The sequence below is a fragment of the Aphanothece hegewaldii CCALA 016 genome, assembly GCF_003007785.1.
In the GTDB taxonomy this organism is placed as follows: Bacteria; Cyanobacteriota; Cyanobacteriia; order Cyanobacteriales; family Microcystaceae; genus Chroococcus; species Chroococcus hegewaldii.
The window spans coordinates 160,653-174,959 of the sequence record NZ_PXOH01000002.1 but is presented as its reverse complement, the minus strand read 5'-3'; the positions used below and the strand labels follow the sequence as shown (position 1 = coordinate 174,959).

Sequence of the window (14,307 nt, the reverse complement as noted above, 5' to 3'; positions counted from 1 at the left end):
TCTTAATTTATTATAAAGCTTAGTCTTTATCAAATATTGATTTTTTTTAATGTTGGTTATAAGCTAATTCTTAAATTAACATATATTTGTATAATTTATATTAAGTAAACATTGACAAATTACTGTATAGTAGAACACATAGATTATAAGTCTTCAAGTTTGGTCAATAGGATTACGTTATAGTATCTTGTTTTTTGCTTGATTTACTTCTGACATGATTCTTAAAATTGACAAACATAAAAGCCCCTAAACATGGAAATCGTTACTAAGTTGTGAATATGTAGAATTGAGCGAAGTCGAAGGACATAGACTTTTTTTACCTGTAGAGCCAGTCTCTCACCCTAATATTACAATGTTAGGGTGTTGCGTAGCATTAAAACCACTACGATGACTCATAAGCCCAAGGACATAAGTTCACCCTTCACCTGACCCATCATCAAAAACCAATTATTTATTCAGTATATAGTTACTTTTTGTTGGCTCGAATAAAAGTAACTATTTTGTTGTGCTTCGATTTGAGCAACATCAACTTTAAAAACAAACTTTAGATGGATATGATTAAGCTACTATTAAAACTATGCTAAAGACAAGTATAACTTGCGACTAATCAAGTCAACTATAAACTTAATCTATGACTGTAACACTAAATTATCAACCAACACCTAAGCGGAAAAGCCGTCTTAATCTTTGGTTTGAACAAATAATGGTTATTCTGATTTTATTAAACTATTTATTAGTTTTATTCGATTTAAGTTATGTTCCCTATCATGATTTTTGGCAACAAGGAAAATTACAAGTAGTTTTTCAAACTCCCTTTTTAAACATTAATGTTCCTGAGCAGCCTATTCAAGTTTTACCTTTTAATATAACGAATCAATATGACTGGGTTAAAGGAATCGCTCCCCATCGAGAAAGCGTCCAATATCTTGCCAAAGTTGATGAATTAAATAATATTCTTAATCAACAAATGGATGTTTATTCAGCAGATTCTCAAAACCTGAAAAAATTAACGGAAGAAAGTGAGTATATTTTTGCTGATTTAAGAACGTTGAGTGAGGAAATGATTAAACAAAATCCTTTTGAAGTAGCCAATAAAACTGGTACATTAGAAAGAATCAAAAATCGGATGCGTCAACATATTTATGAGACGACCCAAAGTTCAGCAGATACAGCATTTCAAATCTTTTGGAGTCGGGATCATTTTATTAATGAAGGGTTTCGCAAAGAATTAGATTTTTTTGAGCAAGAGATTCGTCCTTTAATACAAACAAACTATTTTCGTCCTCTAGGAGAAAATGGTAAACCGCTCAATCATTTTTGGCTTTTAGATTTACCTTTTATAACAATCTTTTTCTTAGAATTTTTAATGCGGAGTTGGATTATTTCCCGTCATTATCAAGGAGTAACTTGGTTTGAGGCTATGTTATGGCGATGGTATGACATCTTTTTATTTCTGCCGATTCTACAACCTTTAAGAATTATTCCTTTAACCATTCGACTGAATCAAGCTAAATTGATTAATTTACAACAACTAAAACGCCAAGCAAGTCGAGGTTTTGTCGCAATTTTAGCCGAAGATCTGATCCCAATTGTAGTAATTCGAGTGATTAATCAAATTCAAGCCTCAATTAGCCAAGGGGAGATTCAAAAGTTTTTGAGACAACGTCGTCATCAAGAGCATCAGATTAATGATTATAACGAAATTGCCGAAATATTTAAATTATTCTTTCAAATAACCGTACACAAGATTATTCCTAAAATTAAACCTGATGCCGAAGCACTGTTAAAGTATAACTTTGAAAAAGCTTTAGCCCAAAGTTCGATGTATCAACACCTTCAACTTTTGCCAGGAATGAAAAATCTAGAAAATCAAATCGGTGAGCAATTTTCAACACAGCTATATCAGGCTTTTTCTGAAACTCTAATAGAAATGGCTAAAGATGACCCGAAATTTAATCAATTATTGGAGCAATTGTTACAGACATTTAATCAAACAATGGAGATAGAACTACAAGGACAAAAAAGCATTAATCAACTAGAGACCTTAGTCACTGAGTTTTTAGAAGAATTTAAGATAAACTATGTAAAACCATTATCCGCCGAAGATTTAGAGATTATCTTAGAGCAAACTCGTATTTTAAGACAAGCAAAAGATTTGACTTTGGTTGAACCCACACTCATTCGTCGTGTCCGCTAAATTCAAAAAAGTTAACAAAAATTGCTTTAGTCCCGTTTTAAATAGAAATGAGAATTATTGTCCTGTCAGCGAGAAAATTTGCTATTCTAGAGAAGGAGTAATCATTTAGATTGCTTGCCCAAATCACCAAAACTACAAGGGAAGTGGGATTAGCCCGCTTTTTTTATTGCTGCTTTTTTTATTGCATTGCGTCCATGACTCATCCTTTAATTCCACAAATTATAGACGTAGCATCACCGATCGCTGAAGAATTGGGTTTAGAAATAGTCGATGTGGTTTTCCAGACCAATAAGCGACCCCCCGTACTGAGGTTAGATATTCGGAACCTGAACAGTGACACAGGTTTAGATGACTGTGAACGGATGAGTCGCCATTTAGAACAAACATTAGACACATTGGAAATTATTCCAGGGTCTTACTCACTAGAGATTTCTAGTCCAGGGACATCTCGACAACTAACCAGCGAGCGCGAGTTTATCGCTTTTAAAGGATTTGCCGTCATAGTCACCACAGACCCCCCATATGAAGGACAAAAAGAATGGCGGGGAAATCTTCATACTCAAGATGAAACAGCAATTTATATCCACCAAAAAGGACGAGCGATCGCTATTCCGCGCCTTGCAGTCACCAAAGTGAATTTAGATGCAAACCGTTAATTGAAATTTAATTAAGGAGAATTTGCCGATGCCTAGCTTTAGCTTACCCGGCCTGAAGGACATGATCGAAGAAATTAGCCAACGGCATAACCTCCCGCGTTCGGCTGTTCAAGAATCCCTTAGAGAAGCCCTCCTCAAAGGTTATGAGCGCTATCGCCGGGCGCAAAATATGGAGAAGGGACAATTTTCAGATGAATACTTCGATAACTTTGATGTAGAACTCGATGTGGACGACGAAAGCTTCCGCATTCTTTCCACCAAAAAAATTGTTGAAAGTGTCAGCGATGGCGATCACCATATTTCCCTCAAAGAAGTTCAAGAATACGTCGCCGAAGCACAACTAGGAGATGAAGTCGTTCTTGATGTCACTCCAGATCAAAAAGAATTTGGTAGAATGGCAGCCATTCAAACTAAACAAGTTCTGTTACAAAAACTACGAGATCAACAACGAAAAATAATTCAAGAAGAATTTCAAGACTTAGAAGGAACCGTTCTGCAAGCTAGAGTTTTACGCTTTGAACGCTCCTGCGTGATTATGTCCGTTCAAAGTACTTACGGTCAACCCGAAGTCGAAGCCGAACTCCCCAAACGCGAACAAATCCCCAACGATAATTATCGAGCTAACGCCACCTTTAGAGTCTTACTGAAAAAAGTTCGAGAAGGATCTCATCGCGGACCTCAATTAATTATTTCTCGTGCAGCAGCAGGATTAGTCGTCTATCTTTTTGCTAACGAAGTTCCAGAAATAGAAGAAGAAGTCGTTCGGATCGTGGCAGTGGCAAGAGAAGCTAACCCGCCATCTCGTGCCGTCGGCTCAAGAACCAAAATCGCCGTAGATACTTTAGAAAGAGATGTCGATCCGGTAGGTGCTTGTATTGGAGCTAGGGGATCACGAATTCAAGCCGTCGTCAACGAATTACGTGGCGAAAAAATTGACGTGATACGGTGGTCGCCCGATCCCTCGACTTATATCGCTAACGCCCTTAGTCCGGCTAGAGTCGATCAAGTTGTTTTGATTAACCCCGATGAGCGTCACGCCTTAGTTTTGGTCGCATTTGATCAACTTAGTTTAGCCATTGGCAAAGAAGGACAAAACGTCCGCCTCGCTGCCCGTTTAACCGGTTGGAAGATAGATATTAAAGATGTCGCTATCCACAAAGCCGAAGCTCAACAAAAATCAGCGATCGCCAATGAAGGCATTGCCGCCAGTGCTTCACCTGTTCTTGATTCATCGGATGACGACGACGCTGACGAATGAATCAGAAAAACTAAAAATACTTCCGCAATAGACAAGGGAAATGCCGATTAACATCCGTCGATGTATTAGTTGCCATAAAATAGCTCCAAAAACGTCATTTTGGCGAATTGTTCGGGTTTATCCATCAGGACAAGTACAATTAGATCAGGGAATGGGGCGATCAGCTTATTTGTGTCCAACAGACAGTTGTCTGAAAAATGCACTTTCTAAAAATCGCTTAGGACGAGCGTTAAGATCTCCTATTCCCCAAGATTTGGTTCAAACTCTACGGGAGCGTCTAATCAATTAACAAGTTGATCCGTGGTTAGTCCCATAATCGACCCCAAAATCGTTAGGATAGAAATAGAAAACAATTTTAATCATCAACTTAATCACTCTTCGTTAACAAAATTCTAGAAAAATGACTGCAAAAGTTATTCACAGGAGTTAAAATCATTTATACTTGAGTAGGGGGATATTGGATGAATAATTCGTCAAAAGTTAGAATTTACGAGCTATCAAAAGAGTTGAACTTGGAGAACAAAGATATTTTAGATATTTGCGAACAGTTAAACATATCTGTGAAAAGTCATAGTAGTACCATTACTGAATCGGAAGCCGATCGCATTAAATCAGTGGCAGCAAAACAAGCACAAAACCCAACTCACCATCACAAGGCTCAAGGAAACCCTTCAAATGAAGGGTCGCATAGCTCATCTGGAGAAAAAAAACAGCAGATCCTAGCCGTTCACTACAAAAATAACCGCCCGAACTCGCCAAATAATGGACAGGATGTGGCACCAGCATTAGTAGCCCCTTCTCGTCGTCCCAGTCATAGCAATAGTAATTCTACTTTAGCAAATCCCCCATTAGATCATTCATCGGCACCATCTTCTGAATCTCAAACTTATGAATCTCAAACTTCTGAAGAGCCATCAGAAACACCAACAGGTGTCGATCCAATCAATTTAAATCAAACAGATTTAAATCAAACAAAAAGAGAAAAATTAGCCCCCAATAATAATAAGCCTGTGATTCAAGCTGAAAAAAAACCTATTCAGCCATCAGCCCCCCAAAGAACAGCCAAAATGCCATCACAAGAGCCAGAAATTCTGGACTTAGAAGCTGGTAATCTACAAAGCCCGACAAATAGCCCCGACAGCCCCTCGACTCCAAAAGTCGGGGAACGAACTCCCGTAAATCAAAAACTGATTCAGCCACAAGATCGCTCAGGCACACCAAGACCAGAAATTAAGCTCGACAGAAATCCAAAACCTCAAACTGACCGACCAGGCAGAGCTTCAGAAGTGAGTAACAAAGTGGGGAACTCACTAACGAGGAAAAATCCTACAACAGGAACTGTTGAAGCACTGATCAAACCGAAAGATAGAGACCGGGACAGGCTTAGAGAAAAAGATAAAGATAAGGAAAGAGAGAAAAAAGTCGCCGAAATCCCCAAAGCTACAGTAGAACTGAAGCGACCAACACGACCCATTGCACCCCAAAAACTTCAAACCAGCGTCATCGACGACTTAGCAACAGACGAACCAGAAGAAATTGATAGCCCCATTGATGAAGCAGATGATCTCTTAACCGATGTGGCAGGGAAACCCAAGCAAAAACCCAAGAAAAGCATACCGATTCGTCAAAGCAAACGTCAAGAATGGGAAGACGGCGAAGACGACAAAGAAGATAAATCAAAAAGCGGCAAACTTGCCAAAACAGGCAAAAATAAACGGCGCTCGCAAGTCCTCTTTGATGAGGAAGACGACGATTTGGACGCAGAACTATTAGCAAACCAAGCATCCGCTAGTATTAGTCTATCAATGGCTCGCCCGCCCAAACCGAATTCTAGTAATTCTAGAATGCCTATAGCGGCCGCCGTTAATACTACGGCAAATAAACCCAAAAAACCCTCATCTAAATCAGAAAGCAGTAATTCACGCTCAAAAAACGATCGTCAAGACAACAAAGAAGAAAATAAACGCCCTGAGTCAATCACCTTAAATGGTTCACTGACCATTCGAGGACTATCAGAACTTATGAAAGTTCCTGAAACCGAGATCATTAAAAATCTTTTCTTTAAAGGCGTTCCAGTCAATATTACCCAAACACTCGATCAAGAAACCATCGAGATGATCGCGGCTGACTTTGAAATTAAAGTCGAAACTGGACAAATCAAAGCAGCAGCAACGAAGACAACAGAAATGATCGACGTAGCCGATCTCGATAATCTTCAAACCCGTCCGCCCGTAGTAACCATTATGGGACACGTTGATCACGGTAAAACTACGCTTCTAGACTCCATTCGTAAAACCAAAGTAGCACAAGGAGAAGCTGGAGGAATTACCCAGCATATCGGAGCCTATCACGTTGACGTAGAACACAACGGCAAACCTCAGCAGATCGTATTCTTAGACACACCAGGACACGAAGCATTTACCGCAATGCGAGCCAGAGGAGCCAGAGTTACCGATATTGCCATTCTCGTTGTCGCAGCAGACGACGGAGTACAACCTCAAACCCGTGAAGCCGTCAGCCATGCTAAAGCAGCAGGTGTTCCAATCATTGTCGCCATAAATAAAGTCGATAAACTAGACTCTAACCCCGATCGCATTAAACAAGAACTATCCGAACTCGGCTTAGTTCCTGAAGCATGGGGCGGCGATACAATTATGGTTCCAGTTAGTGCCTTAAAAGGAGAAAACTTAGATACTCTCCTCGAAATGATTCTTCTCGTATCTGAAGTTGAAGAACTCTCCGCTAACCCGAATCGTCCCGCAAAAGGAACCGTTATCGAAGCTCACTTAGATCGAAACAAAGGACCTGTAGCTACTCTAATTGTTCAAAATGGAACCCTTAGAGTCGGCGATACTGTGGTGGCTGGCTCCGTTTTCGGTAAAATCCGCGCCATGATCGACGATCGAGGTGACAAAGTTGATGCCGCTACTCCATCCTTTGCCGTTGAAGTTCTAGGACTCGGTGATGTTCCCGCCGCAGGGGATGAGTTCGATGTCTTTATCAACGAAAAAGAAGCCAGAATAACAGCAGAAGGAAGATCCGACGCTCAACGTCAAACACGCTTACAACAAGCCTTGTCAACACGACGCGTCACCTTAAGCACCATTTCCGCACAAGCACAAGAAGGCAAGCTTAAAGAACTTAACTTGATCTTAAAAACAGACGTACAAGGCTCCGTAGAAGCAATTCTAACCGCCATGAACCAACTGCCCCAGAAAGAAGTCCAAATTCGGGTACTATTGGCCGCACCTGGTGAAGTAACCGAAACGGATGTCGATTTAGCGGCGGCTAGTGGTGCTGTAATCGTCGGGTTTAACACCACCTTAGCCACTGGTTCAAGGGCGGCGGCTGATCGAGAAGGCGTTGATATTCGAGAGTACAACATCATTTACAAACTCCTTGATGAAATTCAAGGCGCGATGGAAGGATTACTCGAACCTGAACAAGTTGAAGAACATCTTGGATTTGCCGAAGTACGCGCAGTTTTCCCAGTTGGACGCGGAACCGTTGCCGGTTGCTATGTCTTATCGGGTAAACTGGTTCGTAACCGCTTTATTAGAGTCCGTCGCAAGGGTGAGGTTGTCCATGAGGGGAACCTAGATTCATTGAAACGGATGAAAGAAGATACTAGAGAAGTAAATGCAGGTTACGAATGTGGTGTCGGTTTGCCCAAATTCAATACTTGGCTTGAAGGCGATCAAATAGAAGCTTATGAAATGGTGATGAAGCGTCGAACTTTATCCGTTTAATCTTAATTTGTTGATCCCTAGTCTTCCGATAAAATAAAGAGGACTAGGGATTATTAGCATTTATTATTGTATTTTTCATGTCTTCTTTTCGTTCTGAACCCTTCTTGTGGATACATTTAGCGGGTATAGCGGCTTTACCCATCTTATTACAAATCGCTTGGATCGGTCTTGCCGTTGGCGATCCTTTACCCGGATATTGGCTAGAGCTAATCTTTTTATTAGTTATTGCGATCGCTCCCATCTCTTGGATGCAGTGGTACAAACCATTTGATATCTTTAGCTTATTATTTGTTGCTCAAAGACCCGAACTCCTCACCCCAGAACAGTTAAAAATACTCAGTCTGTTTAAAAGACCAAAACATCGCTTCATTACCGTCTTAGGTACTGTGTTGATGATCGCGGGGTTATGGAAAATTTATCAAATTGCTCCAATTGCTACTCCTGCTGCTGCTTTTCTACCCCAGTGGCGAATCATTGGTTTACTGATCGCGAGTTTAGCCTTTTTAGCCAGTCATCTATTTTTACAAGTGCCTTTGAGTGTTTTGGGTGTTCTTTTCACAAAAAATGAACAATGGGAAAAAACTGAGCCAATCCCTGTTTCTAATATTGCCCAATCTTTTACCTTACTGGGCATTCGCGTCCGCAAAATTCTACCGACTCTCGTTAGTTAGGAAGATGAGCATAAATCATGTGAGAAGTCAAGGGGGGCTTTTCACCTTGATGAAACGATCGCACTTGTTGTTGAATTAGGCGATCGCTTTTTGTAAACCTTTCGTGTTGACGAAGATGCTCTAGCCAAGACTCAACAACAAATGTTTCAACAAAACGAGACGCATCCGTAATATCATGAAAAATCCCCCAGCGAATGGCTCCATCGCGTAGCCGAATCAATCTTAATTTGTGAATCGCTTTAATAAACGCCTTTTCATCTGCGGGATTAATACGATATTCAATCGTAACTAAAACAGGACCCTCAGAGGGATTTAATTCAATCACGACTTGAGGTTCAGTCCAATGTAGCGAAGGAGTTAAATCAGATTTTATTTCTGTCATCAAACGATAACGCCAAGCTAAAGGTAAACTCCCAATCAAACCAACAGCAGCACAGACTAAAGCCGTCGTTGTTCCAAATTGTTCAGCAACGATGCCCCAAACAATACTCCCAACCGCTAAACCGCCTTGAAAGACCATTTGATAAACTCCTAGGGTTCGTGCTTGTACCCAAGGAGCTACCGAAAGTTGAATCGCAATATTTAAAGTAGAAGTTGTACTAATCCAAGCGATCCCCGCAACAAATAAAAAAGCCATTACAATAGGCAGGTAATGGACATAAGCCATGATCAAGAGCGTTGTACTACAGAAAAGAGCCGAAACCATCAACAGCCCATCGGCGGATAACCGTTGACGGATTTTGGGTAGAAACACCGCACCAATAATCGCACCCAAACCAATACAGCCATTGAGTACACCGTAACCCATCGCCCCTTGTTTAAGATATTGTTGCGCCACCACTGCTAGTAACGCCCACATTGCACTAAGACAACTCATTTGAGCAAACGATCGAATAAAAATGGCTTTAATCGCGGGTGTATGGTTCACATATCTAAGTCCAGCACGAATCGAGCTAAACAGACGTTCTGTCGGTAATGCACTCCTCAAAATCGGCTGACGATGCCACTGATACAAGACAAAAATGACAGCGATAAACGAAAGAGAATTGAGGGCAAAAACAAACCCTGCACCTTGATTCGCTTGACTGAACCCCGCAACCACCAAACCACCCAAAGCAGGCCCCAGAGCGCGGGCAAGATTAAAGCCAACACTATTTAGAGCGATCGCCGCCGGTAATTCTGAACGAGGAACCAATTCAGGTACAATAGCTTGCCATGCTGGATTATTCATCGCCGCCCCCAAACTCAAACAAAACGTCAGCGTTAGGAGTAACCAGGGATTCATCCAACCCATGAAAGTCAAGACGCTGAGAATCAACGCTGTGACTAACATCCAACTTTGCCAGAAAATCAGTAACTTGCGGCGATCAAAAATATCGGCTGTTGCTCCTGCGGGAAGCCCTAAAAGGAGGATCGGTAAAGTAGCGGCAGTCTGCATTAAAGCAATTAAAAGTGGCGAAGTCGTCAGAGAAGTCATTAACCAAGTTCCCGCCGTATCTTGCATCCAAGTGCCAACACTGGAAATAATTAAAGCAATAAGGCGATCGCGGAATAATGAATGGCGCAAAGGGAGCCATGTTGAGGACTTAGCAGTTACTTTGCTCATGAACTTTTAGAATTTATAAAGTAATATAGACTAGCTAGAAAAGTAATTGCTACTCTAATCAGGCTGATATTTCCTCGTCGGAATATTAGTCTTTAAAACTCACGTAATTTTTCCTCGGTGATCCGACAGATACGCCATTCGGGTAAAACCGTCGCACCAAAACGCTGATAAAATGCGATCGCACTTTCATTCCAATCTAAGACACTCCATTCTAACCGTCCTGCTTTGCGTTCAGCCGCAAGAGTCGCCACACGAGTTAATAAAGCTTTACCAATTCCTAAACGACGATATTCAGGCAAAACAAAAATATCCTCTAAATAAATACCAGGTTGAGTCAGAAAAGTTGAGTAATTCCAGAAAAATAGGGCAAATCCTACCGTTTTATTTTCACATTCTGCTATAATCGCTTCAATATAGGGATGTTCTCCGAATAAATGTTCTTGTAGTGCTTTTGTTGTTCCTGTAACCAGATGGGAGAGTTTTTCGTATTCTGCTAAAGCTTTAATCAGTTCAAAAAGTTGAGGGACATCATCAGGTGTAGCGTTACGAATTGAAAAAGAGGGATTCATGCTTAATTTTAATTAATATATAATCAGACTAATATTATATCTAATGTCATGAATATACAAAAAATTCTTTTAGAAAACGGAATACCAATTCATGAATGGGATCATAACAAAAAAACAAAAACAGTTGCTGAGTTAGAACAAGAAATCCTGTGTCAAGAAACTAAGTTAGAATTGCTTGATAATCAGTTAACTCGGAGCGTTAAAGTTGTTAATATTATTGTTAATGTACAGTTAGGTGATCACCTTTTTCGTCTGATTGAAGATAAACAAATTTTTTTAAACTTTGGGAAAGTAAGAGAACGTAATTTAGGTTATATTGCTGAAAAAATTATTGGTGATGAAATGCCAGAAACCGCAGCCCGTAGAGCTTTACAAGAAGAAATAGGATTAACTTTAGAAAAAGAATTAATTTTTATCGAGGAAGAAATTGAGCAGCAAAACTCAATGAGTTATCCTGGACTTTTATCTATCTATCAAATTTTCCGCTATCGAATTATTTTAAATGCGGCTGATTTAACTATTCTAAGATTTTCGGAAGTTCAAGATAATAAAATAATTCTTTTTACCTTAGAACCTGAAAACTAATATTCTATCTCTTCATTTTGATACATATTTAATAAATAATGAAAACTTGGCTCTTGACGTAAACCATCAAAGATAGAATTAGATTGGGCTAATTGTAGATAAATATTAGGCTCATAATAAATCGCTTCTTCAAGACTTTTTAGAGCTTGCTCATTTTGTCCTAAACAAGCATAACAACAGGCTTGATTATACCAAGTATAATCATCATCTATTTCCATTTCAAGAAGATAAGAATAACAATCAATTGCTTCTTGAAAACGTCCTAATTCTTGTAAAATAATACCTTTTTGATACCAAACCCAATAATCACTCTTTTTAGATTCTTGAGCTTTTTGATAATTATTTAAAGCTTCTTCTAGTTTATTCCAAGCTTTGAAGACATCACCTCGTCGATACCAAGACCAATAATCACCAGGTCTAAGTTCTAAAGCTTGATCATAACACGCGATCGCCTCATCAAAACGACCCAACAAACGTAAGGCTTCACCTTTACGATAAAATGACCAATAATCATCAGGATAATTAACTAAAGCTTGTTCAAAACAAATAATTGCTTGTTCATATTCAGTGAGATTTTCTAGATAAATACAACCACAATCATACCAAGCCCAATAATTATTTGGTCGCATCTGTGAAGCATAACAATAACTAATAGCCGCCTCCTCATAACGTTCCAGTTGCTCTAAAGTCATGCCTCGTTTATACCATGCCCAATAATCGCTAGGATAATATTCTAAGGCTTTCTCATAGCTCAATAAAGCCTCTTGATAATCTTTTTGGTATCGCAAAAGATTAGCCTGTTGATACCAGTCTAAATAACTATCAGGACGCGATTCTAGAGTACGATAAGTAGTAAAAAGCTGAGTCGTGATCATTGGTCTGTGAATGAGTGAATCTTTAGTTTTAGAATTGTAATCAATCCTACAAGATATTGTTATACTTTACTGTTACAAATGCTGCCAACCGATTTACTAATTTCTCGACGCAACGGTGATACACTTATTCCCAAAAGGCTTTTAGTCAATCCAGATACCCTTTCACTCGCGGCAGAACAAATTAATTGTTTTCAAAGTTGTGTAAACGGTACTCAAGGTGGACTAGATGAAAAATTACTCGCCTTAGAAGGAGATAGCCCAGATTATAAAATTAAACGAGGTTTTGCACATCTACTCAAGAGTCATTTTTCCACCTTCGAGATAATTAGTCCACTCGAACCCGAAGAACTTAGACAAAAAGTTTTTGCTTTCTCTGCGACTGTTATTCCCATTCCCCAAAACCGTCAACAAATCTTAGAAAAACTTGCCCTTCAACTTAGTCAAGACTTAAATAGAGAAGTATTTTCCATCGAGATTGAAAAAGGACTTTATGCAGACATTAACGATAATCGTATCCTAACCCAATTTGAAGCCCCCACACCAGAAGCCTTAATTCATCGCTACAATTTGTCACAAGTTCAAGGTATATTTTATCGAGCAAGCCATATTATTATTAACGCCCATCGCAATGATCCAGGAGAATATAAACTCTTATTCAAATATCTAAAACTCTTTCAACTCATGGCTTATATTGAAGGAGATTCGGATACAGGATTTACAATTACAATAGATGGGCCTACCAGTTTATTTCAAGCGAGTACTCGTTATGGGTTAGCGATCGCTAAAATGATTCCTGCATTACTCCATGTGAGTAAATGGAGTCTCAAAGCTAACTTGCAATACAAAGATACTTATACAAAAGTCATTCGTCAAGAAAGTTTTAATTTAGACGATCAATGTAATTTAATTTCACATTATCCGCCCCAAAAACCCTACGATAGTATGTTAGAAATGTCCTTTGCGACACGTTGGGAACAACTAAAAACCCAATGGCAACTAGAAAGAGAAGTTGATTTAATTCCAATACCCGGAAGTGTCATGATACCAGATTTTCGCTTAATTCATCCAGATGGACGCGATTATTTATTAGAAATTGTTGGATATTGGCGACCTGAATATTTACAGAAAAAGTTTTCTCAAGTACGACGCGCCGAGGTTAGTAATTTAATTTTAGCCGTTTCCGAACGATTAAATTTAGAAAAAGCTGGCGTAAAAATTACCGATTTACCAGCGAAGGTAATATGGTTTAAAGATAAATTATCTCCGCAAGCCGTATTACAAGCTATAGAATCTTAATTAGCTTCATCATCCGATTGTTGTTCTAAAGCCTTAATTTGCGCTTTCAATCGTTCGATTTCTTGTTCTGCTGCTTCGGCTCTAGCTTGTTCTCTTTCGGCTCTAGCTTGTTCTCTTTCGGCTCTAGCTTGTTCTTGTTGGGCTTTGGCTCGTTCCTGTTGGGCTTTGGCTTGTTCTTGTTGGACTCGTTGTGCCATTTCCTCGTATGTTTCCAAGGGTTGACCATCCAGACGGTATAGAATTAATTGTCCATTCTGAGTGAGGCGAAAGCGAACCATGAGACGAGGACTGACCCATTCTTCCATCTCTTCAATTGTATCTAAAAAACCATCTCGACGGATATAGCCATCTAAACTTTGACGATCGGGATCATAAATATAATATTCTTCTACTCCATAACGATCGTAAAATTGAAATTTCCGACTCATTTCTGAAATCGTATTACCTGGAGACAACACCTCAAACACGACTTGGGGGGCGATATTGTCTTCTTTCCATTGTTGATAGCTACCTCGATCGCCTTTTGGTCTACCAAAAACCACCATTGCATCAGGGGCTAATCGTAGCTTATTATTGCCTTCTACAGGATACCAAAGCAGATCCCCCGCTACAAATACATTGGGGTCATCGACAAATAATAAGTCAAAACCTTTTTTCAGATAAACGATCGCTTCAAACTGCTTCGTATTGTCTGCCATTGGTTGGCCGTCAGAGTCTGGATAATGGATAGATTGCTCAGTTGTAACCATCGTAAATGAGGATGCTTTGGTTCAAAAAAAAACTATACTAATTTAAAAAAGACTTTGGACAATATCTATCTAAATTTTAGCCGATAATGAGCATAA

Annotated in this window: 12 protein-coding genes; 8 read left to right on the top strand and 4 right to left on the bottom strand. The window is 39.5% G+C overall.

Going from position 1 to position 14,307, the window contains the following annotated elements; genetic code table 11:
• Positions 1 to 631: 631 nt before the first annotated feature.
• The 6 genes from C7H19_RS02725 (at position 632) to C7H19_RS02700 (ending at position 8,531) form a co-directional block, all read left to right on the top strand.
• A complete protein-coding gene (locus C7H19_RS02725) occupies positions 632 to 2,197 on the top strand; it encodes a hypothetical protein (protein WP_106455352.1) in 1,566 nt (521 codons plus the stop codon).
• A 194-nt stretch (positions 2,198 to 2,391) separates the two neighbouring features.
• Positions 2,392 to 2,853, top strand: a complete 462-nt coding sequence (gene rimP / locus C7H19_RS02720) for a ribosome maturation factor RimP (protein WP_106455351.1) — start codon at positions 2,392 to 2,394, stop codon at positions 2,851 to 2,853.
• Between the two features lie 28 nt (positions 2,854 to 2,881).
• A complete protein-coding gene (nusA, locus tag C7H19_RS02715; RefSeq protein ID WP_106455350.1) occupies positions 2,882 to 4,111 on the top strand; it encodes a transcription termination factor NusA in 1,230 nt (409 codons plus the stop codon).
• A gap of 40 nt (positions 4,112 to 4,151) precedes the next feature.
• The gene (locus C7H19_RS02710; RefSeq protein ID WP_106455349.1) at positions 4,152 to 4,400 is read left to right on the top strand and encodes a YlxR family protein; all 249 of its coding nucleotides are present in this window, start codon (positions 4,152 to 4,154) and stop codon (positions 4,398 to 4,400) included.
• A gap of 172 nt (positions 4,401 to 4,572) precedes the next feature.
• On the top strand, positions 4,573 to 7,860 hold the full coding sequence (gene infB, locus C7H19_RS02705) for a translation initiation factor IF-2 (protein ID WP_106455348.1): 3,288 nt from the start codon (positions 4,573 to 4,575) through the stop codon (positions 7,858 to 7,860).
• A gap of 77 nt (positions 7,861 to 7,937) precedes the next feature.
• A complete protein-coding gene (locus C7H19_RS02700) occupies positions 7,938 to 8,531 on the top strand; it encodes a low-complexity tail membrane protein (RefSeq protein WP_106455347.1) in 594 nt (197 codons plus the stop codon).
• On the opposite strand, the gene C7H19_RS02695 is transcribed toward C7H19_RS02700, so the two are convergent.
• Positions 8,524 to 10,137 (bottom strand): MFS transporter, encoded by a 1,614-nt coding sequence (locus C7H19_RS02695; protein ID WP_106455346.1) that lies wholly within the window; start codon positions 10,135 to 10,137, stop codon positions 8,524 to 8,526. The two genes, C7H19_RS02700 and C7H19_RS02695, sit on opposite strands and share 8 nt — an antisense overlap.
• A gap of 92 nt (positions 10,138 to 10,229) precedes the next feature.
• The gene (locus C7H19_RS02690) at positions 10,230 to 10,706 is read right to left on the bottom strand and encodes a GNAT family N-acetyltransferase (protein ID WP_106455345.1); all 477 of its coding nucleotides are present in this window, start codon (positions 10,704 to 10,706) and stop codon (positions 10,230 to 10,232) included.
• A 48-nt stretch (positions 10,707 to 10,754) separates the two neighbouring features.
• Here C7H19_RS02690 and C7H19_RS02685 point away from each other — a divergent pair, with 48 nt between their 5' ends.
• Positions 10,755 to 11,291: a hypothetical protein gene (locus C7H19_RS02685; protein WP_106455344.1), complete on the top strand. Its 537-nt coding sequence runs from the start codon at positions 10,755 to 10,757 to the stop codon at positions 11,289 to 11,291.
• Here the strand turns inward: C7H19_RS02685 and C7H19_RS02680 are convergent.
• Positions 11,288 to 12,166 (bottom strand): tetratricopeptide repeat protein, encoded by an 879-nt coding sequence (locus tag C7H19_RS02680; RefSeq protein WP_106455343.1) that lies wholly within the window; start codon positions 12,164 to 12,166, stop codon positions 11,288 to 11,290. The two genes, C7H19_RS02685 and C7H19_RS02680, sit on opposite strands and share 4 nt — an antisense overlap.
• Positions 12,167 to 12,244: 78 nt before the next feature.
• Between C7H19_RS02680 and C7H19_RS02675 the strand changes: the two genes are divergently transcribed.
• Positions 12,245 to 13,462 carry a DUF790 family protein gene (locus tag C7H19_RS02675; RefSeq protein WP_106455342.1) on the top strand — a complete coding sequence of 406 codons (1,218 nt, stop codon included), beginning with the start codon at positions 12,245 to 12,247 and terminating at the stop codon, positions 13,460 to 13,462.
• On the opposite strand, the gene C7H19_RS02670 is transcribed toward C7H19_RS02675, so the two are convergent.
• Positions 13,459 to 14,211, bottom strand: coding sequence for a Uma2 family endonuclease (locus tag C7H19_RS02670; RefSeq protein WP_106455341.1), 753 nt, complete (start codon positions 14,209 to 14,211; stop codon positions 13,459 to 13,461). The two genes, C7H19_RS02675 and C7H19_RS02670, sit on opposite strands and share 4 nt — an antisense overlap.
• Positions 14,212 to 14,307 lie beyond the last annotated feature (96 nt).

What these genes read in the sequence shown, in the direction of transcription:
- C7H19_RS02700 (WP_106455347.1), top strand. Translation starts at nt 7,938, where the DNA reads ATGTCTTCTTTTCGTTCTGAACCCTTCTTGTGGATACATTTAGCGGGT.
- infB (WP_106455348.1), top strand. Translation starts at nt 4,573, where the DNA reads ATGAATAATTCGTCAAAAGTTAGAATTTACGAGCTATCAAAAGAGTTG.
- C7H19_RS02725 (WP_106455352.1), top strand. Translation starts at nt 632, where the DNA reads ATGACTGTAACACTAAATTATCAACCAACACCTAAGCGGAAAAGCCGT.
- C7H19_RS02675 (WP_106455342.1), top strand. Translation starts at nt 12,245, where the DNA reads ATGCTGCCAACCGATTTACTAATTTCTCGACGCAACGGTGATACACTT.
- C7H19_RS02695 (WP_106455346.1), bottom strand. Translation starts at nt 10,137, where the DNA reads ATGAGCAAAGTAACTGCTAAGTCCTCAACATGGCTCCCTTTGCGCCAT.
- C7H19_RS02680 (WP_106455343.1), bottom strand. Translation starts at nt 12,166, where the DNA reads ATGATCACGACTCAGCTTTTTACTACTTATCGTACTCTAGAATCGCGT.
- C7H19_RS02710 (WP_106455349.1), top strand. Translation starts at nt 4,152, where the DNA reads ATGCCGATTAACATCCGTCGATGTATTAGTTGCCATAAAATAGCTCCA.
- rimP (WP_106455351.1), top strand. Translation starts at nt 2,392, where the DNA reads ATGACTCATCCTTTAATTCCACAAATTATAGACGTAGCATCACCGATC.
- C7H19_RS02685 (WP_106455344.1), top strand. Translation starts at nt 10,755, where the DNA reads ATGAATATACAAAAAATTCTTTTAGAAAACGGAATACCAATTCATGAA.
- C7H19_RS02670 (WP_106455341.1), bottom strand. Translation starts at nt 14,211, where the DNA reads ATGGTTACAACTGAGCAATCTATCCATTATCCAGACTCTGACGGCCAA.
- C7H19_RS02690 (WP_106455345.1), bottom strand. Translation starts at nt 10,706, where the DNA reads ATGAATCCCTCTTTTTCAATTCGTAACGCTACACCTGATGATGTCCCT.
- nusA (WP_106455350.1), top strand. Translation starts at nt 2,882, where the DNA reads ATGCCTAGCTTTAGCTTACCCGGCCTGAAGGACATGATCGAAGAAATT.